The sequence below is a fragment of the Pseudomonas sp. BR20 genome, from assembly GCF_050780135.1.
Classification (GTDB): domain Bacteria; phylum Pseudomonadota; class Gammaproteobacteria; order Pseudomonadales; family Pseudomonadaceae; genus Aquipseudomonas.
Window position 1 is genome coordinate 6,062,743 of record NZ_CP172012.1, and the last position, 18,579, is coordinate 6,081,321.

General features: G+C 56.7%; 17 protein-coding genes. 9 read left to right on the forward strand and 8 right to left on the reverse strand.

Annotated features, from left to right (window positions below; genetic code table 11):
* Positions 1 to 92 precede the first annotated feature (92 nt).
* The 3 genes from ACHPFG_RS27935 to darG are packed head-to-tail and all read left to right on the forward strand — an operon-like array spanning position 93 to position 2,391.
* The gene (locus tag ACHPFG_RS27935; RefSeq protein WP_339542670.1) at positions 93 to 665 is read left to right on the forward strand and encodes a DarT ssDNA thymidine ADP-ribosyltransferase family protein; all 573 of its coding nucleotides are present in this window, start codon (positions 93 to 95) and stop codon (positions 663 to 665) included.
* Positions 662 to 1,306, forward strand: a complete 645-nt coding sequence (gene darT / locus ACHPFG_RS27940; protein WP_184746283.1) for a type II toxin-antitoxin system toxin DNA ADP-ribosyl transferase DarT — start codon at positions 662 to 664, stop codon at positions 1,304 to 1,306. The genes ACHPFG_RS27935 and darT overlap by 4 nt, the downstream gene beginning before the upstream one ends.
* A complete protein-coding gene (darG, locus tag ACHPFG_RS27945) occupies positions 1,303 to 2,391 on the forward strand; it encodes a type II toxin-antitoxin system antitoxin DNA ADP-ribosyl glycohydrolase DarG (protein WP_184746281.1) in 1,089 nt (362 codons plus the stop codon). Before darT ends, darG begins: the two co-directional genes overlap by 4 nt.
* Before the next feature lie 90 nt (positions 2,392 to 2,481).
* Here darG and ACHPFG_RS27950 read toward each other — a convergent pair whose 3' ends face one another.
* The 8 genes from ACHPFG_RS27950 to ACHPFG_RS27985 form a co-directional block, all read right to left on the reverse strand.
* Positions 2,482 to 3,639 (reverse strand): glutathionylspermidine synthase family protein, encoded by a 1,158-nt coding sequence (locus tag ACHPFG_RS27950; protein ID WP_431701018.1) that lies wholly within the window; start codon positions 3,637 to 3,639, stop codon positions 2,482 to 2,484.
* Positions 3,640 to 3,651: 12 nt separating this feature from the next.
* On the reverse strand, positions 3,652 to 4,362 hold the full coding sequence (locus ACHPFG_RS27955) for a DUF1190 domain-containing protein (protein ID WP_431701019.1): 711 nt from the start codon (positions 4,360 to 4,362) through the stop codon (positions 3,652 to 3,654).
* An 18-nt stretch (positions 4,363 to 4,380) separates the two neighbouring features.
* Complete coding sequence (locus ACHPFG_RS27960) at positions 4,381 to 4,809, reverse strand: DUF350 domain-containing protein (RefSeq protein WP_431701020.1); 429 nt, start codon at positions 4,807 to 4,809, stop codon at positions 4,381 to 4,383.
* Positions 4,810 to 4,824: 15 nt separating this feature from the next.
* Positions 4,825 to 5,499 (reverse strand): DUF2491 family protein, encoded by a 675-nt coding sequence (locus ACHPFG_RS27965; protein ID WP_431701021.1) that lies wholly within the window; start codon positions 5,497 to 5,499, stop codon positions 4,825 to 4,827.
* The gene (locus tag ACHPFG_RS27970; RefSeq protein ID WP_431701022.1) at positions 5,486 to 6,520 is read right to left on the reverse strand and encodes an ion channel; all 1,035 of its coding nucleotides are present in this window, start codon (positions 6,518 to 6,520) and stop codon (positions 5,486 to 5,488) included. Before ACHPFG_RS27970 ends, ACHPFG_RS27965 begins: the two co-directional genes overlap by 14 nt.
* Before the next feature lie 72 nt (positions 6,521 to 6,592).
* The gene (locus ACHPFG_RS27975; protein ID WP_431701023.1) at positions 6,593 to 7,153 is read right to left on the reverse strand and encodes a rhomboid family intramembrane serine protease; all 561 of its coding nucleotides are present in this window, start codon (positions 7,151 to 7,153) and stop codon (positions 6,593 to 6,595) included.
* 57 nt (positions 7,154 to 7,210) lie between these two features.
* A complete protein-coding gene (locus tag ACHPFG_RS27980; protein WP_131700306.1) occupies positions 7,211 to 7,909 on the reverse strand; it encodes a PspA/IM30 family protein in 699 nt (232 codons plus the stop codon).
* Between the two features lie 17 nt (positions 7,910 to 7,926).
* Positions 7,927 to 8,508 carry a YjfI family protein gene (locus ACHPFG_RS27985; RefSeq protein ID WP_027605205.1) on the reverse strand — a complete coding sequence of 194 codons (582 nt, stop codon included), beginning with the start codon at positions 8,506 to 8,508 and terminating at the stop codon, positions 7,927 to 7,929.
* Positions 8,509 to 8,877: 369 nt separating this feature from the next.
* Between ACHPFG_RS27985 and ycaC the strand changes: the two genes are divergently transcribed.
* The 6 genes from ycaC to ispA all read left to right on the forward strand — a co-directional run bounded on the left by ycaC (position 8,878) and on the right by ispA (position 18,470).
* The gene (ycaC, locus tag ACHPFG_RS27990) at positions 8,878 to 9,510 is read left to right on the forward strand and encodes an isochorismate family cysteine hydrolase YcaC (protein ID WP_027605204.1); all 633 of its coding nucleotides are present in this window, start codon (positions 8,878 to 8,880) and stop codon (positions 9,508 to 9,510) included.
* Between the two features lie 251 nt (positions 9,511 to 9,761).
* Positions 9,762 to 14,369, forward strand: a complete 4,608-nt coding sequence (locus ACHPFG_RS27995; RefSeq protein WP_431701024.1) for an RHS repeat-associated core domain-containing protein — start codon at positions 9,762 to 9,764, stop codon at positions 14,367 to 14,369.
* Position 14,370: 1 nt separating this feature from the next.
* Positions 14,371 to 14,664: a hypothetical protein gene (locus tag ACHPFG_RS28000; RefSeq protein WP_431701025.1), complete on the forward strand. Its 294-nt coding sequence runs from the start codon at positions 14,371 to 14,373 to the stop codon at positions 14,662 to 14,664.
* 1,465 nt (positions 14,665 to 16,129) lie between these two features.
* Positions 16,130 to 17,269, forward strand: coding sequence for a Fic family protein (locus ACHPFG_RS28005; protein ID WP_431701026.1), 1,140 nt, complete (start codon positions 16,130 to 16,132; stop codon positions 17,267 to 17,269).
* Between the two features lie 74 nt (positions 17,270 to 17,343).
* A complete protein-coding gene (locus ACHPFG_RS28010) occupies positions 17,344 to 17,586 on the forward strand; it encodes an exodeoxyribonuclease VII small subunit (RefSeq protein WP_003176346.1) in 243 nt (80 codons plus the stop codon).
* Complete coding sequence (ispA, locus tag ACHPFG_RS28015; RefSeq protein ID WP_131700311.1) at positions 17,583 to 18,470, forward strand: (2E,6E)-farnesyl diphosphate synthase; 888 nt, start codon at positions 17,583 to 17,585, stop codon at positions 18,468 to 18,470. The genes ACHPFG_RS28010 and ispA overlap by 4 nt, the downstream gene beginning before the upstream one ends.
* The last annotated feature ends 109 nt before the right edge of the window (positions 18,471 to 18,579 follow it).

Sequence of the window (18,579 nt, forward strand, 5' to 3'; positions counted from 1 at the left end):
TGCCACAATAGAATCGCTTATCTCATCCTGCCAACTGATGAGCGAGCAGGAATGAAACGACTTCAGCTCATACACAGGTCAAGGAGACCGATATGCCGGATATCAAGGAACAAAAACTCCTCTATCACCTCACTTCACTGGAAAACCTGAGCAGTATTTTTCAGAGCGGACTTAAACCGCGAGCGCAGCTCAAGGCGTTCGAAGATGTGGCTGATGCCGAGATTCTGAAAAAACGACAAGGTCTCGCACTAGAGCAGTACGTACCTTTCCACTGGTTTGCCGCAAACCCGTTCGATGGAAGCGTTCAACGCAGAAGGCCTGACGCTCAATTTGTCGTGATTACGGTTCATCGAAACCTGGCAATTAGAAAGCAATGGAAAGTCATTCCCCACCATCCATTGGCTAACGATGCCATTCAGTTGCTCGATTATGCTGAGGGCTTCGAGGCGATCAATTGGGAGCTCATGAATGCCAGGGACTACCATGACCCACAATGCAAGAGCATCTGCATGGCTGAATGCCTATCGCCCGATGTAGTTTCCCCTAACGATTTCTTCAGGGTTTTTGTTTCTAATGCAGAAGTAGAAGCCCTCTGCGAGTCTAAAATGCGCGAGGCAGGCGTTAATGTACAAATCGGAGTGAATCGAGGCATGTTTCTTAGATGATTTATAGCAACCTGAATCCAGAAAAGGCTCTGATCTGGCGGATCGTTCATCGCGACAATCTGCCCTGGATTCTGGACAACGGCCTGCACTGCGCCAGCTCCGAGGTGCAGGCACCGCAGTACGTGAACATCGGCAATGCTGACTTAATCGACAAACGCCGCACTCGCTGCGTTCCTATCGCACCTGCAGGCGTGTTGGCCGACTACGTGCCCTTCTACTTCACGCCTTTCTCTGTAATGATGAAAAACATCCAGTCGGGATGGAGCGTTCAGCAGCGCAGCAATGACGAGATTGTGATTCTGGTCTCCAGCCTGCCACGCGTCGCCGAGCTTGGCCTACCGTTCGTCTTCACAAACGCACATGCGTACCCGGATTGGACAGACTATTACAGCGATCTGACGAATCTCCACGAGATCGATTGGTCTATCCTTCAACGGCGTGACTTCAAACGTGACCCCGATGACCCTCGCAAAATGGAGCGTTATCAGGCTGAAGCGCTGATTTACCACCACCTACCGATTACAGGACTCCTTGGCATCATGTGTTACACCGATGCGATGAAAGAACGCATAGAGCAGGACGTTGCCGCCAGAGGCCTGACGTTGTCTGTACATGCGCGTCCGGGATGGTATTTCCAATGATCAGATTCACCCAAGGCAACCTTCTGGAAGCCAACACCGAAGCCCTCGTCAACACGGTGAATACTGTGGGCGTGATGGGCAAGGGCATCGCGCTGATGTTCAAAGAGCGCTTTGCAGAAAACTATCGCTTGTACGCGGCAGCCTGTAAGGCTGGCGAGGTAGAGACCGGAAAAGTTCACGTGACTGCGGTCAACGAATTGGACGGTCCTCGCTGGATCGTTAACTTCCCGACCAAACGTCACTGGCGATCACCATCACAGATGGCATGGATAACAGAGGGTCTACACGATCTACGTCGTTTTTTGATCGAAAACCATGTGAAGTCTGTGGCGGTCCCCCCCTTAGGTGCAGGTAACGGCGGCCTGAAATGGCCAGACGTTCGCGAACAGATCGTTGATGTCTTGAGTGATCTGGATGTTGATGTACTTGTGTTTGAGCCTTCCAATCAGTACCTGAATGTCGCCAAACGGAGCGGCGTGGAGAAGCTCACACCAGCCCGCGCACTTATTGCGGAACTGGTTCGGCGATACTGGGTGTTAGGAATGGAATGCAGCCTGCTTGAGATTCAAAAGCTGGCCTGGTTCCTGGAGCGTGCTATTGAGAAGCGGCCAGACCTCAAGAACCCGCTGGACCTTAAGTTCGTTGCTCATAAGTACGGGCCGTACGCCAATCGGTTGGAACATCTGCTTAACAACCTGGACGGTAGTTATCTGCACTGCGATAAGCGCATCGGTGATGCGGAAAACAGTGATGTAATCTGGTTCGACCAAGACCGCAAAGCCTTTCTACAAACCTATCTTAAAACAGAAGCCAAGGAATATTCCGAAGCCCTGGAGTGCACTGCCGAATTGATTGACGGCTTTGAGTCACCGTTTGGTATGGAGTTGCTGGCGACAGTCGATTGGTTGCTGAGCCAGAAAAATATCTCCCCTAGCGTCCCTGCTATGCGCGAGGCATTGAAGCAATGGGAGGGCGGAGCCGGTGCTGGGGCTCGCAAGAACAAACTGTTCGACGACCAAGCGCTTGAGATCGCACTCAAACGACTTACGCATAACCACTCAAATGCTCAGATGGCTACCTGCTGAGAATCAGAAATTTGCCCGCTGACGCGGGCATTTAGCCAATCGGTTGAGCCGTGTCGTGCCAGTACTGACTGAGAAGCCCAGCAGGCTGTTTCAATCCAATATCAAATGCGGCAAAAACCGGCTCGAATCCTTGGTAATCAAACTATTATCCTCCCGCACCCCAATCCCCGCCGCCTGGTCCCCAATCACCCAGGACCCAATCAACGTGTAACTGTCCCCAAACCGCGGCAACGGTGCGAACTCCTGAAGAATAAACGGCGCATCGGTGTAGGGACCGTCCTCCTTCACTATCAGCCCATCAGCCGTTTGCAGCTCAATGTTCGCCCCTTCCCGCGAGAAAAACGGCTTGCGCACCCAGCCCTTCGGCACAGTTTTACCCGGTTCGGTATCCAGATGGGCCGCGAGCAAATTCGGGTGGCCTTTGTTGAATTCCCACAGCAGCGGCAGGATGCCTTTATTGGAAATGATGGATTTCCACGCAGGCTCGAAAAACTGCGTGTCGCTCTGGGCGATGGCGGCGCCGAAGGGTTCGTGGAAGATGAATTCCCAGGCGTGCAGTTTGAACAGGTGGGGAATCCAGCGGTCCTGGAGGTCGACGAAGCGGCCTTCGCTGGTCAGGCCGATGTCTTCGATGTCGATGTGGCGTGATTCGATGCCGACTTTTTCCGCGACGAGGCGCAGGTAGTCGGTGGTGCCTTTGTCTTCGACCGAGTCTTTCATCGAGGCGAAGTAGAAGGGCTGGTTGACCTGCAGTTGAGCGAAAGCCTGGTGCAGTTTGGTGTCGATGCTGTTGAACTGGTCGGCATGCTTGGGCAGCAAGCCGCGTTCGATGCATTGCTCCAGCCAGCCCCACTGAAACGCAGCTGCCTCGTAGAGGCTGGTCGGTGTGTCGTAGTTGAGTTCCAGCAGTTTGGCGGGGCCGGTGCCGTTGTAGGAGAAGTCCATGCGCCCGTACAAGTGCGGGTGGCCTTCGAGCCATGAGGTTTTGATCATGTCGAAGAAGGGCGCGGGAATGCTCAGGCGTTCGAGCAGCTCTTCGCTCTGGACCACGCGGGCGACGAGGTCCATGCACATGTCGTGGATCTCGGTGGTCGGGTCTTCGAGGTCGTGCTCGATTTGCTTGAGCGTGAACTGGTAATACGCGCTCTCGTCCCAGTAGGGTTCGTCGTCGATGGTATGGAACAGAAAGCCGAGGTTTTCAGCCGTCTGTTTCCAGTCATCACGCTCTGCGCAATGGATTTTCTTCATGGCCCGGATTCCTTAACTGCTCGACCCGCCGCCGCCCCAGCCGCTGCGTGCGCTGGCCTTGCTGCCGAAGCCGCCACGGGAGGTGGCCGACGCCACGGAGCTCGACTGGCTGGAGGAGCGCAGCGTGTTGGTGTAATTGCTGCTGCCGTAACGGGCCTGATTCGAGCGGCCAAATGTCGCGCCATTGGAGACACGCTGATTGAGCGTCGAGTTGCCGTAATCACCGCGATCATCGCGATAGCGGTACACCGGCTCAGAGCGGTAGCTGTTGCGATTGCTGCTCAGCATGTTGCCGATCAGCAGACCGGTCAGGAGGCTGCTGGTGGAGAAGCCGGAGCCGCCGCTTGCCTGAGCGTTACCCGCCTGAGCGTTGGCAGCGTCGACCTGGGATTGCGTCACCTGGCCTTCGGCGGTCAGTTCGAAACCGCCCAGCTTGGGAATGAACTGGCCGTTGGAGTCCAGCTGGCACCAGCCGGCGACAAAGTCGGCATCGCAATCGGCCTGGCTGGCGTATACCGGGGCGATGCGGCGATGCTCGGCCATGGCAGTCATGTAGGCGTCCGAACAGACGTCCACCGGAAGCTTTTCATCGGCACATTGCTGCACCGACTGGAAGTTGTACTTCTTCTGCAAATCGTAGGTTTTTTCCGTCGGCCCGCAGCCGGATATCGCCATGGCGACCGACGCTGCCAGCGAAAGCTGGACGTACTTGCTTCGTTTCATCGGGAGCTCCGTGCGCAATCAGTTCTGGGTAGGCGTCATGCAGGCGGCATTCAACATGCCGACGCTGATGGCCACGGCGGCCACGTAGATGCCCGCTGCGAGCTCGCCTCTCTTGATGCGCTCGGAAGTGCCTTTGAGCACAAGGCTGGTCAGCAGAAACGCCAACAGTTGGACGACGGCTGCGATCACCGCCCAGACGACGAAGTCGAGGATGCTGATCGAGTAGGCAATCACGTTGCTGGCCGGAATGGCGAAACCGACGATGGCGCCGCCCAGGGCGACTGCCGCGGAAACGTTGCCCGCCCGGATCAGTTCGAACTCCTTGTGCGGGGTGACGCGGGTGTAGATGAACTGGAACAGCGCGAACAGCACCGCCGCCCCCAGAATGTAGGCGACAAACCCGACTACGGCGGCTTTGTTCAGGGAGATGGAGAGAGCTTCTAGCATGGACTTCTTCCTTTTTTAGAGCGCATTCAAGTCGGTTGTGTACAGCGAAATGCCCAGCGACGTGCTCAGGCTGACGGTGCCTTCAGCGTCTTCTTCGACAGAGAACAGCAGAAACTCGCGTCGATCGGTCAAACCTGTGTCACGGGCATATAGCATCGAACGGTGCTCGACGTTGTAGGAATCCTCGGGGTTTATCACGTGCTCGCTCATGGCCACCAATTCTGTCTGGCCTTCCTCGCTGCCCCACACGCGCGCGTATTCAACGCCATTGTGGGTATAAGTCGGCAAACCGATCGGACTCTGCGGCCCCGCCAGCCGACGCAGTTCAGCTTCGCTGCTGAGGGTGACGTAACTGAGGTAGTTGAACAGGATCACAGACTCGACCTGCCCGGCGATATCGCCCGTGGTGTGCACCTGCAGCCAGTAATCTTCGTCGTTCATGTAATAGCGCGACAGCCAGGTCGACTGCCCGAGGTCAACGGTGCCGTTACTCCAGATTTCCTGGGAGCCGGGGATAACCACCGTGGTTTTCCCGTCGAGCAACAACTTCAGGGTCGCGTCGAATATCACGCCTTTGCCCGGTGCCAGGCCCAGCGGCCCGGTGGTCGGCAATGATTCGGCGGCGGCGCCTTTCGAGTGTGTATTCGCTTGCGGGGCCTCAAGCCCCATCAACTGTTTAAACCATCCCATTGGAGATTTCCTTGAGGCGGGTGGAGGCGATGTAGAAGAGTTCGCCGCCTTCAACGCGCGTGGCGCTGGGCGGGTTGATCGACGGTTGCGACGCACCCTTGGCGCGATAGCCGATGAGGGTGGCGTTGTGGCGCTCTTTCATTTGGGTGTACAGATCGCCGAACGAGGCCTCAAAGGCCTCGGGCAATTTCATCAGGTATTGGGTGGCACCCTGCCCCACGCACAGCAGCTCATTAATGACCACCGACGAGCCCGGATCCTGAGAGGCGCGCACCAACATCTCGATGGCCATGCTTGACGTGCACTCCAGGCTGGGCGCGTAGGAGCTGGCCAGTGCGGCAATTTCACTTTCATTGAAGTGGGCGACCACATGCCCGACCGGACTCAATTGATTCACCGCCAGCACGGTGGCCAACGTCAGATCGTCGGACGGGGTTCGCACCAGCACACGCTCGGCGCCGGGCACACCGGCACGCAGCAATAACGCTGTGGAAGACAGGCTTTCACCACGGATGAACGCCGCTTTGCCCGGCATCGGGTTTTCTTCGAGGGTGCAATCGCAGATGACGATCAGGTTGTCGTTCGAGGTTTCGTCCTGCAGCAACAACTCGATGACCCGTTCACTGGACGCGCCCTCCCAGCCAATGAGCACGGTATGGCCGATTTTGCCGGTGAAATCGCCTTTGCCCTTCATGCCTTTTCTCCATGCATCGATGACAGTGCTGGTGGTTTTGCCGATGGCTGCCGTGAGCAGCGCAATGCCCCCGAGCATGACCCAGGTTGCCACGAACACGCGCCCCGCCGAGGTCTGTGGCGCAAGGTCGCCATAGCCGACGGTCAACGTGGTGGTGAGATAGAAGTAAACGAACGTGGCGGGCGCGGTGAGGTGTTGTTCGCCCAGAACCACCAGGCCCAGATAAGCCGTGCTCAGGTGTACACCCAAGGCAACGACCAGGCCTGCCCAGCCGAAACGGTGAAAGAGGGAGGAGGCGTACATGCGCAGCAAAAGAAAAATCGACATTCCGTCCCTGACTCCCTGGGTGCTTGATTCCCGATGACGCCACCGCATCGACGTCCGGCTGCTCAAGTGCGTTCAGCCGGCATTAAACCTGCTGCGTGGCTTGGAGAGAAGTACCTTGGCTGCAATAAATCCGGCGAATGCACCGAACAGATGCCCCTCGAAGGAAACACCCTGACGAGGCAGGAAGCCAAGGATCAGGCCGCCATACAGTACCGCCACGACACCGGCCGTTATCAGGTTGCTCCAGCTCCTGTGGAACCAGGCGCGAGACAACAAATAGGCCCATAACCCGAATACCCAGCCGCTGGCCCCCACGTGTATGCCCGCAAAACCGAACAGCCAGACCAGCGAACCGCCCAGCAGGATAATGATCGCGCTGACGGTAACGAACCGATTGAGCCCTTCGATAATCACCAGGGTGCCCAGGATCAAAAAGGCAACCAGGTTCGCGCTCAGGTGGGCGAACGAGCCGTGCAAAAACGGTGAGGTGAGGATGCCCGGCAGCCCCTGCAGCGTTCTCGGGATCAGGCCGAACGCCATGAGGCTGTAACCGGTCGCCACATTGAGCAGTTGCAGCACGACCATGAAGAAGGCCAAACCTGCGATTGTCTTGAAACCCTTCAGGGCATCCATCCTGACCTCGACGTAAAAAAAGAAGGGCAGACACTGCCCTTCCTGCGGCGACGTTGCTTACTCCGCCGACTTTTGCTTCAGACGCTCCAAAATCGCATTGGCGCTGCCTTCGTTCGGCGTGATGCCGGCGTCGCGCAGCTTGCGTTCCAGGTCGGTCCCCGTGGACGCCTCAACCAGCTCATCCTGGGCTTGCAGTTCAGCAGCGCGTTGCTGCTGCTTGGCCTGCAAACGATTCAGCGTACCGACGGCGGTTTCCAGCTTGCCGTTGGCACCGCCGCTGGCGATGGAGGCGCTGACCTGGGCCTTCTGTACGCTGTCGCGCGCCTTGGCCATATCCACTTGCTGGCGCAGGCTTTTGATCCGGCTTTCGGCCTTGGTGATGTCCTTGCGCATGCTTTCCGCATAGCCACCGAACTCGGTGGCTTGCTTATGCTCGACATCCCGCTCGTTGGTCAGGCTCGAAATGGCTTCGGCCACTTCCAGGGCGAGGTCTTCACGATTGGCCTGCAGGGCAGCCACTGCCTTGGACTCCAGGTCCTTGATCTTGGCGTCGTACTCGTTGACGCGATCAGTCGCCAATTTGTGCTTGGCCATGATGCTGACCAGTTCACGCTTGGCGTTGGCCAGCGCGGTGTCGGCATCGCGAATTTCCTGATCGAGGATGCGCAGGGCCTGTTGGTCGACGATCGATTCGCCGACTTCGTTGGCACCGCCACGCAGCGCGGTGAACAATTTGCTCCAGATGGACTGAGTCATTGGATACTCCCGAATACTTAATTGAAGAAACGTTCGAAGGCTTCGCTGGCGCGCTGCACGTTGTCGACCAGGGTTTTCACCTCGGTGACGATATTGGTCAGGCTGGAGTCGGAGCTCAACGCACCGAACATGTTGTAGACAACTTGCCCGTTAGGCATGGACTCGATACCGATGGAGGACAGCGGGAACATTTCCCGGCTGCGCAACACCGCGTCATTGAATTTAGCGACATCGTTGATGGACTCGACATCGACCAGGACGGTGTCAACGATGATCTGCTCGCCCACCACCGCGATGTAAATCGGCAAGCCACCGAAGTCGTTCATTTCCAGCTTGATGCTGGACTCGGAGCCTTGAACGAGAGAAAGCGTAATGTCCTTGGACACCACGTCGTCCAGGGCCTGAAGAGCGGTGAAGAGGCGATCGATATTCCAGTTGGTACCTGCGCTCATGAAATTCTCCGACATGAATGAGCCAGCCAGAATCGGCTGGCGAAGCTGTTTCTCCATCTGCTTGAGCAGGCTTCGGTTTTCGGGAAGCACCCAAGTCTCGTGTTTCACGTAGCCGGCGGCCGCCAGACCTGCACGCATCTGCTTCATGTAAAAGCTCGATGGCTTTTTGGCGGACGGCTTCAAGCGCTCTCCCTTGAGGCTTGCTGAATCGGTATCGGGCCCTTTAGGCGGACTCGATGGAGAGCTGCTTTCCATGGTACTGACCTCGCTGTGAAAAACTCACGCGTGAGAAAATCTACAGGCATTTTTTGCCACACTCAATAGCTCACGCGTGAGATTTTTTGACTTACTTTCCCGACCGCTAAAAGGATCAGTCCTACTGACAATTCATGAATTGTCGCCTTTGAGTTGACGGTATTACCCATTCCAGCCGATTTATCCCCCAGCACCCACCCATTAATCTGTGCCCATGTTGAACGCAACGCCCAACCAACCTAAACAAAAAAGGATTCAACCATGAGCACTCCAACCTACAACCGCTTGAACAAAGACGACGCCGTAGTTCTGCTGGTCGACCACCAGACCGGCCTCATCTCCCTGGTCCAGGACTTCTCGCCCAACGAGTTCAAGAACAACGTGCTGGCCCTGGCCGATCTGGCGAAGTTCTTCAACCTGCCGACCATCCTCACCACCAGCTTCGAACAAGGCCCCAACGGCCCGCTGGTACCTGAGTTGAAAGAGATGTTCCCGGACGCGCCCTACATCGCCCGCCCAGGCCAGATCAATGCCTGGGACAACGAAGACTTCGTCAAGGCGATCAAGGCCACCGGCCGCAAGCAGATCATCATTGCCGGCGTGGTCACGGATGTGTGCGTAGCGTTCCCGACCCTGTCGGCGCTGGCGGAAGGGTTTGAGGTGTTTGTGGTGACCGATGCCTCCGGCACGTTCAACACCACCGTGCAGCAGGCGGCGTGGAGCCGGATGACCCAGGCCGGTGCGCAGTTGATGAACTGGTTCTCGGTGGCGTGTGAGCTGCACCGCGACTGGCGCAACGATATCGAAGGCCTGGGCAATCTGTTGTCCCAGCGCATTCCTAACTATCGCAACTTGATGAATGGTTATGCGGCGCTGACGGCTCATCAGAAGTAAGCCAGCCGAGATTCGCGATAAGCCTGCCCTGAAAAGCAGGCTTTCGTTATTCAACCGAGCTTCCAACTTAAAGAACCACAGCGCACTGCTCTTCAATCAGCATGATCGCCATCTAAAGTAGCCCCCAACTGTGATTTGGGGCTGACTATTACGCGACCTTCGTAAGCCCTTTCTGATTTTCCCCGCCGTTCATCCAGCCGCTTTTTACTGCGGCAGACTCCGACGCCTTGCCCTCTGCCGAGACGTCACGGATGACCCACGCCTCCCACATTGCCTCTATCGAACATGAGCTGGATGGCTTTCATCAGAGCCTGGTGATTTATCGCCAGCAGATGGACGCCTGGTATTCGCGGGCGCTGGATTCGGTGAGCCATGCGGCGGATATGCCGTCGTTGCTGGGGATGGATCGGGTGTTGCGCGTCGGTGACTCGCAGACAACCGTGAGCATGAGCGACCCGAACTTTATCGGCAGTGTCGCCGTGTGCCAGTTGGGCGGCGAGCTGAAGATAGAGAGCAAATTCGACTCGGTGTATGACGTGCCGATCGGCGGCATTCCGGTCGAGGTGATCGGGCTGGATGACGGCAGTTCCACGCGGCTCATGCTGGATGAGCACGGCAAGGGCTCACACCACTGCGCCGCTGGCGGGCGCTATCAGGTGCGGGTACAGGGCTGTGTTTCCCAGGAGCAGGTTGACGCATTGTTCACCTCCTACGCCGGGCTGATGGCGGACCTGGAGCGGTGGCTTCGCGAACAGTGGCAAGGCTTCAAACCGCATTGGCAGCAGTCCACGGCCAGTGCGATTGGCAGCGGCGTGCTGGCGGGCAGTTGGGCCGCGATCCGGGACGTGTGGGACAGCATCAAGCTGGTGCAGGCGATTCTTGAAAACCCGTTGAAGTACGTCGAACAGCTGGGAGCCGAAGCGGCCAAGCTGGCAAAAATCGCCACCGATGCGCCCAAGGTCATGGAACAGGCGATGTTGCTCGCCAGTGACGAAGCGGCGCTATTCCTGCTGGTGCGCACGGCGATGATCTGGTTGGACGCATTGCCGCCCAGTGAGATTGCGCAAGTGGCCGCTGGGTTTGTGGTGTCGCTGCTGATTGACCTGGTGATTGGCGCGGTGCTGACCATCGCATTGCCGGCGGCGGCTGTGGCGTATTTGAGCCTGCGGCTGGCCAGGTATGGCGCGCAGATTGTTAAGGCGGCTGTTGGTTTTGTTCATAGCGTGCTGGCGATTCTGACGAAGTTCATGCAGGCGGTGGATCGCTACAAGGCGGTGGCGGTTCGCGGTGTGGTCGGAGGGCTGAAGCAAGGCACGCTGCAGATGCGCTGGCGGGCGCGGCAGAACACGGTGCTGAAGCAAAAAGAGCCTGTGGATGATGTGCCTGTTTCGGGGAAGAACCTGAACGGCGATGCGGCGGCTTCTTCGGATAAGACGGTCACCAACGGCTGCCCCGTGTCGATGGTTACCGGGGAGGAATTGCTCACTCTCACCGATGGCACGTTGGATGGAATTTTGCCGTTTGAGTGGACAAGGGTGTACCGCACCAGTGCGGTGGAAGTGGATTGCGGGCTGGGGTTTGGCTGGAGTCATTCGCTGGCGCAGCGGCTGGTGGTCGACGGCGATTCAGTGGTGTGGACGGACCATGAGAATCGCATGACTTCGTTTCCGATGCCGACCGTTGCTCGCCCGGCGATCACCAATAGCTTGGCCGAAGCGGCGATTTATTTGGGCGCTTCGCCGGATGAGTTGGTGTTGGCTCAGGCGTCGCGGCTTTATCACTTTCGCGACGGTGTGTTGGTCTCGATCAGCGATGCGTACGACAACCGGCTGCGGATTTCTCGGGATTATTTGGGGCGGATTGAGCGGCTGGATAACGGTGCGGGTTGTGCGCTGTTCTTGCGCTATACGTCGGGCCGCATCGTGGCGGTGGATTATCAGGTTCAGCGCGCCAAGGGGTATGAACCCTTCGAGTGGGTGACCGAACAGAACATCGTTTCCTACGTCTATGACGACGCTGGCCGGTTGGTTTCGGCGACCAATGCGGTAGGCGAAAGCGAGGTTTATCGCTACGACGATCAGCACGTGATTCTTGAGCGGAGCTTGGCCGGTGGGGCGAGTTTCTTCTGGGAATGGGAACGGGCTGGCAAGGCCGCGCGATGTGTCCGGCATTGGGCCAGTTTTTCCCAGATGGATACGCGCTATGCCTGGGGGGACGACGGCCGTGTCACGGTGCATAACGCCGATGGCAGTCAGGAAGTGTATGTCCATGACGACCGGGCACGGCTGGTGCAGCGGATTGATCCGGACGGTGCGCAGCACTTCAAATCCTACGACGCCAAAGGCCGGCTGACGGTTGAGCAGGACCCGCTGGGGGCGGTGACGGCGTATCAGTACGACGAAGCCGGACGCTTGGTGGCGTTGTTTCCTGGGGATGATGAGCCGACAACCTACGAGCATGACAACGGGTTCGTACGGGTGGTGCGCCGTGGTGAGGCGGTCTGGAAGTACGAGCGCAATGACCAGGGCGATGTCATCCGCAAGACCGATCCCGATGGTCATGTTACGGATTACAGCTACGACAAATATGGGCAACTGGTTGGGGTTTGGTATCCGGATCACAGTTGTCAGCGGCTGGTGTGGAATGAGCGGGGGCAACTGGTTGAGGAGCAGCTACCCAATGGCGGGATCAAGCGTTATCGCTATGACGATCTTGGCCGGCAGGTTGCCCGCGAGGATGAGCATGGCGCGCTGACCCAGTATCAGTGGGACAGCGTGGGTCGGTTGGTTCGCGTGGTGCTGCCCGGTGGGGCGTGTCGGGAATACAGCTACAACCCCTACGGCAAAATCACCGCCGAACGCGATGAACGGGGCCACGTTACTCGCTACGAATACGCAGACGGCCTGCACCTGATCAGTCGGCGCATCAACGCTGATGGCACTCAGGTCAAGTACCGCTATGACAATGCCCGGTTGTTGCTGACCGAAATCGAAAACGAGGTCGGCGAGAGCTACCGACTGGCTTACCACCCCAACGGGCTGATCCAACAGGAAGTCGGGTTTGATGGGCAGCGCACCGCCTACGCTTACGACCTCAACGGCAATCTGCAGGAAAAAACCGAACACGGTGACGACGGCAGTCAGCTCATTACTCGCTACGAGCGCGATCACACCGGCCGCCTCGTACGAAAAACCCTGCCCGATGGCAGCCTTGTTGAATATGCCTACGACCGCCAAGGCAACCTCCTCAGCGTCGACGACGGCCACTGGGCGCTGACCTACGAATACGACAGCCAAAACCGCCTCACCGCCGAACACCAGGGCTGGGGCACCTTGCGCTATGGCTACGACACCTGCGGCCAGCTTCAACACCTGCGACTGCCCGACAACAACCGCCTCACCTTCAACCACGCCAAAGGCGGCCACCTCGCCACCGTCGAATTAAATGGCGCGCTGATGACCTCTCACCTGTTCAAAGCCGGTCAAGAACACCAACGGCAACAAGGCCAACTCCTCAGCCACTACCACTACGACGACCAGCACCGCCTGCATGCCCACGCAATCACCCAGCAACAAGACCATCTCTACCAACGTCAATACGACTACGACAAATCCGGCAACCTCACCCGCCTGCTCGACACCCGCAAAGGCGAACACCACTACCACTATGACCCCGTAGGCCGCCTCACCTGCGCCGACCACTCCCAAGACCTGCAGGAACGTTTCGGCCACACCCCGGCCGGCAACCTGCTCATGCAAGACCGCCCCGGTCCCGACATCGTCGCCGGCAACCGCCTGATGATCCAAGGCGACCGCCACTACGACTATGACGCCTTCGGCAACCTCATCCGTGAACGACGGGGCCGTGGGCACACGTTGATTACCGAATACCGCTACGACTGCCAGCATCGGCTGATAGGCCTCACCCAACCCAACGGCCAAACCGCCAGCTATCGCTATGACCCGTTTGGGCGGCGCATCAGCAAAACCGTGGACGGCCTAACGACGGAGTTTTTCTGGCAAGGCGACAAGCTGATTGCTGAGCACCACGCGGACCGCCATCGCAGCTATCTCTACGAACCGAACAGTTTCAGGCCGCTGGTCCTGTTGGAAGGCTTCGGCCCAAAAGATACCAAGCCCTACCACTACCAACTCGACCACCTCGGCACGCCGCAGGAACTCACCTCTCCAGACGGCGACATCGTGTGGTCCGCGCACTACCGCGCCTACGGCCAGATCAGCCGTCTCGACAAAGGCACAATCGACAACCCGCTACGTTTTCAGGGCCAGTACTTTGATCAGGAAAGCGGGCTGCACTACAACCGTCATCGCTACTACAATCCGGATGTCGGTCGTTATCTGACGCCTGATCCGGTGAAGCTGGCGGGTGGGATTAATACCTACCAGTACGTGCCAAATCCAACGGGGTGGGTAGATCCACTGGGATTGAATACTTGTCCTGGTGGAGACAGATGCAAGCCATCTGTCGATGCTAAAAATCCGAAGATAAATGCTAACTCTAATCTGGACATGCCTCCCCTGCCATCCGTATCAGGAGAGATGGTAAGGGTTAGACACTACACCAATAGGAAGGGATTGAATGGAATAGAGCAAGATGGAGAAATTTTAGCGCTTGACAACAACAGAGTTTACGTGGAACGAGCAAAAAGTAAGGTTCTAAGCGCTGCTGATGTACAAAAACGCTATCAGGTAGATGTGAGCCGGGGGCGAGACTATGTAGAAACTGACGTTCCGAAACACATGCTAAAAGAGAAGAAAAACCCAAGGTACGGCTCGCTAGAGCTTACAATTTGGGGAAATCTAAAATTAATAAACCCTACTTTCGTTAGGAGAAAGTAAAATGTTGGATGCAAACAAAAAAATAACAATTTCCGGCGAAGACGCTTTGGAGGCACTGGCAGAGATCGAATTCATGTTAGTTTCACTGCGTAAAATGGGGACCTACTATATTGATAAACCCTGCGAAGACTATCAGCGAGCGACTACCGACTTTATTGACAGCGCTCGAATTACATCGAGACTCGCCAAGGTGAGAGGACTAATCACCGCAGGATTCGACACAACTTTGGGCGACGACGATATGGATGACTTAGAGCGCCACATGCAAAGCTTGAAATTCTGGAAGCCTACATAACACCAAAACCCAAGGGCTTATTCATTTCAGACAATACAACTTCATTAGAAGCACTTAAAATATTTAACATCATAAAAGCACAACCTTTAGAAAGCGTGACCACCAGCTACCTGGCCCAAGTAAAAACATCAACAGCAAAAGTAGCAACACAACCCGAATTTTTGACTAAAAAATAACAAGCAGTATAAAAAGACACATTTAATACTATTAGTTTTAGACACTGCCTACAGAGCATGGAAAATCAATAACTCGCAGAATCTTGCGCTTCTTATAGGTGAAACGACTGGCTAACCGTCTTGGTTGACGGATCGCGACCTAACGCTTTGGTCCATTTTGACGACCACGATTGCGTAATCTCAGCACAAACAAAAGAGCACCTGGTATCCCATCGAAAAACAACCAAAAACAGTATTAATCAATGCATTGATTTATTAGAGAAATATATTCGAGAGCAAAACAAAAATATTTTAACTCCTGGAAAATAAGCACTTGACGCTCTTAAAGAAATCGAATTCACACTAATACCCCCACACAAAATTGGCAGCTTTTATACTGAAAAACCTGGCACTCTGGAAGAATACCGCAAAGCAACCACTGACTTCATTGATGACTGTGCCGTTACTCAGCGTTTGTCAAAGGTTCGCACGATAATCTCCCAACACTTTGATGACTCTCTCGGCGATGATGAGCTGGATGATATAGAAAGACATTTTTCCGACTTGAAATTTTGCAAACCCGACCAACCTCTGAATAAAAAACAACCTGAAACAGAAGTACTTGAAATCTCGAAGGGAACCATCAACAAACAACTTGCAAGCGCAACGAATTACTGGTGGTTTTTACCAATCAGCAAGATGAATTTTCACTAATCACCTTTCCCAACCCCATCGCATTCAAAATGCGTTAGGGCGGTTGGATCCGAAACATGTGGCCTTTATAAAGAAGAAAACCTTAACCTTTCCCAAGACGCAAAATGCATTATCCCTCTGCAAAATGAGAAAAATTACTGCTTCAAGGCAATCAACGGTGAGGAGATTATTTTTACAGTAATTTCAGACAAATACAGGGTTGAAAAATTATGACTGAAAACGCGACAGCCTTTCCAGACCAATAATTCAAACTTGAACCTCGATCGTATCGGGCGAGGGTTTGAACGCTCAGCCTCCAGGCGCTTGAGCTAAAGACAAAAGCCGTTGCGCTGCCACTACAGCGCTTTGACCTGATTACTGTTCTTGTTGAGAAAAACGAAAAGCACCGGTGCGACCACCGTGACTTCTGATATCCAACTCAAGCAGAACGGTCAGGCGGTCGATGGATTTCGGCTTTGAAAAAAATGGATTCCATGGCGCACTTACGAAAACACCCACCACCACACTAGACCCTGAGCCAAATCCACAGCACGATCGGCTCACCAAATGAGCCGAATAACCCCTTTATTCGGCTCACGCACCCCAAGCATTCCACCATGGCTCATCCGCACTGGATCTGGCAACACGCCGACTGGCCGCACTTCCACTGGCAACCCGGTCGCCTCGCGGCGTTGCTGCGCGAGTGCGGGCACGCCCAGGGCAAGCTGTTGGGCATGCTCGGCTCCGTCAGCCAGGCAGTCAGCGCACAGAATGAACTGGATGCGCTGCTGCAAAATATCCTGACGTCCTCGGCGATTGAGGGCGAGCAGTTGAATGTCGGTTCGGTGCGCTCGTCCCTGGCAAGGCGGATGGGCCTGGAAGCGATGACAGACGGTCAGGTAAGCCGCCGCAGCGAAGGCCTCGCCGAGTTGATGATGGATGCCACTCAACAATTCACCCGGACGTTTACCCTCGCCCGCTTATTGAACTGGCATCACTTATTGTTCCCGGCCCCGGAAGCAGGCTATGCCGCCAGAGCGCTCAATATCGGGTCATTGAGGGGGGATGAGCCGATGCAGGTGGTGTCGGGCCGGCTTGATCGGCCGACCGTGCATTTCGAGGCCCCGCCACGTCTGGGACTGGAGCAGGCACTGGCGGATTTTCTGGAGTGGTTCGAAACCAGCCGCGATCAGCCGGAACTGGACCCGCTGGTACGCGCCGGCGTCGCGCACTTCTGGTTTGTCACACTGCATCCCTTCGATGACGGCAATGGTCGCCTGACACGCGCTATCACCGATTTGGCACTGGCCCAGGGTGAACACCAGGCCATCCGTTTCTATGCCATGTCAGCCAGCATCCTCGAAGACCGCACCGGCTACTACAACGCACTGGAATCCAGCCAGAAGGCCTCAATGGATATCACTGACTGGCTGGAGTGGTTCCTTAAAACCCTGTTACGCAGCGTGCAGCAGGCCATGGCGCGGATTGACCGAGTGCTGGGAAAGAGTCGGTTCTGGCAGCAACACCGCGACCTCCCTTTGTCTGCTGAACAGATCAAGGTCCTCAATCGCCTGCTCGACGGTGGTGAGAAGGGCATCGAACACGGCATCAGCGCAGCGCAGTACCAAGCGGAGGCAAAGGTATCCAAGGCGACAGCGACGCGACACCTGGCTGACCTGCTGGAAAAAAACTGCTTGGTTCGTCTCCCCGGAGGCGGCCGCAGCACGCGTTATCAGGTCAATACAGCAGGCGAGTAATGCCCCACTCATTTGCCCCCATCCCCCATGTCTGCTAGTGTCGCGCCGGTTTACCGTCTACCGGAATAGCCGCCATGGCCCGCAAAAAAGTTGCACTCGATTTCGAACAATCCCTCGCCGACCTGCAAACATTGGTCGAGCGTCTGGAGAACGGCGAGTTGTCGCTGGAGGACTCGCTGACGGCGTTTGAGCAAGGCATCGGCCTGACCCGTGACTGCCAGAGCGCGCTGGCGCAGGCGGAGCAGAAGGTGCAGGTGTTGCTGGAGCGTGACGGGGAGTTGGCCGAAGAACCTTTCGATGCGGAACAGCCGGAATGATCGACGCGTATCAGGCCAGTAGCCAAGCCCGGGTAAATACGGCGCTGGAGCCCTTGTTTGTTGCGCCAAGCCCGGAAATGAAGCGCCTCTATGAAGCCATGCGCTACAGCGTGATGAATGGCGGCAAGCGTGTGCGCCCGTTGCTGGCGTATGCGGCCTGTGAAGCGCTGGGCGCGCCGGCCGAGCAGGCCAACGGTGCAGCCTGTGCAGTCGAGCTGATTCACGCGTATTCCCTGGTACACGACGATTTGCCGGCGATGGACGACGACGATCTGCGTCGCGGCCAGCCCACCACCCATAAAGCCTTTGATGAAGCCTATGCGATCCTCGCCGGTGATGGTTTGCAGAGCCTGGCGTTCAGCGCGTTGCTGGACCCACGCTTGAGCAGCGTCAACGCCGAGATCCGCTTGCGCATGGTCACGGCCCTGGCCCTGGCTGCCGGCCCTGCGGGCATGGTTGGCGGGCAGGCGATCGACATGGGTTCGGTCAGCGTCAAGCTGGATCAAAAAGCCCTTGAGCACATGCACCGCCACAAGACCGGCGCGCTGATCGAAGCCGCCGTTCACTTGGGCGCCCTGGCCAGCGGACATGCCGAAGCCGCGCAATTGGCGGCGCTGCAGACCTATTCCCGGGCCATTGGCCTGGCGTTCCAGGTGCAGGACGACATTCTCGACGTGGAAAGCGATACCGCCACCCTGGGCAAACGCCAAGGCGCCGATATCGCACGAGACAAACCGACTTATCCTGCGCTGCTCGGGCTGCAAACCGCCAAGGCCTACGCCCTGGAACTACGCGACCAGGCGCTGGACGCCCTGCGACCTTTCGACGCGGCGGCCGAGCCGCTGCGTGACCTGGCGCGGTATATCGTCGAACGCCGCCACTGATTACGGCGGCCATTGCAGCCGCATATCGGCCAAGTTCGGCGCTCTGCGTGGGCAGTTTGCGATGCTTGAGGTAAACTGCCGCCTCTTCTATACCTATAACGATTCGCCT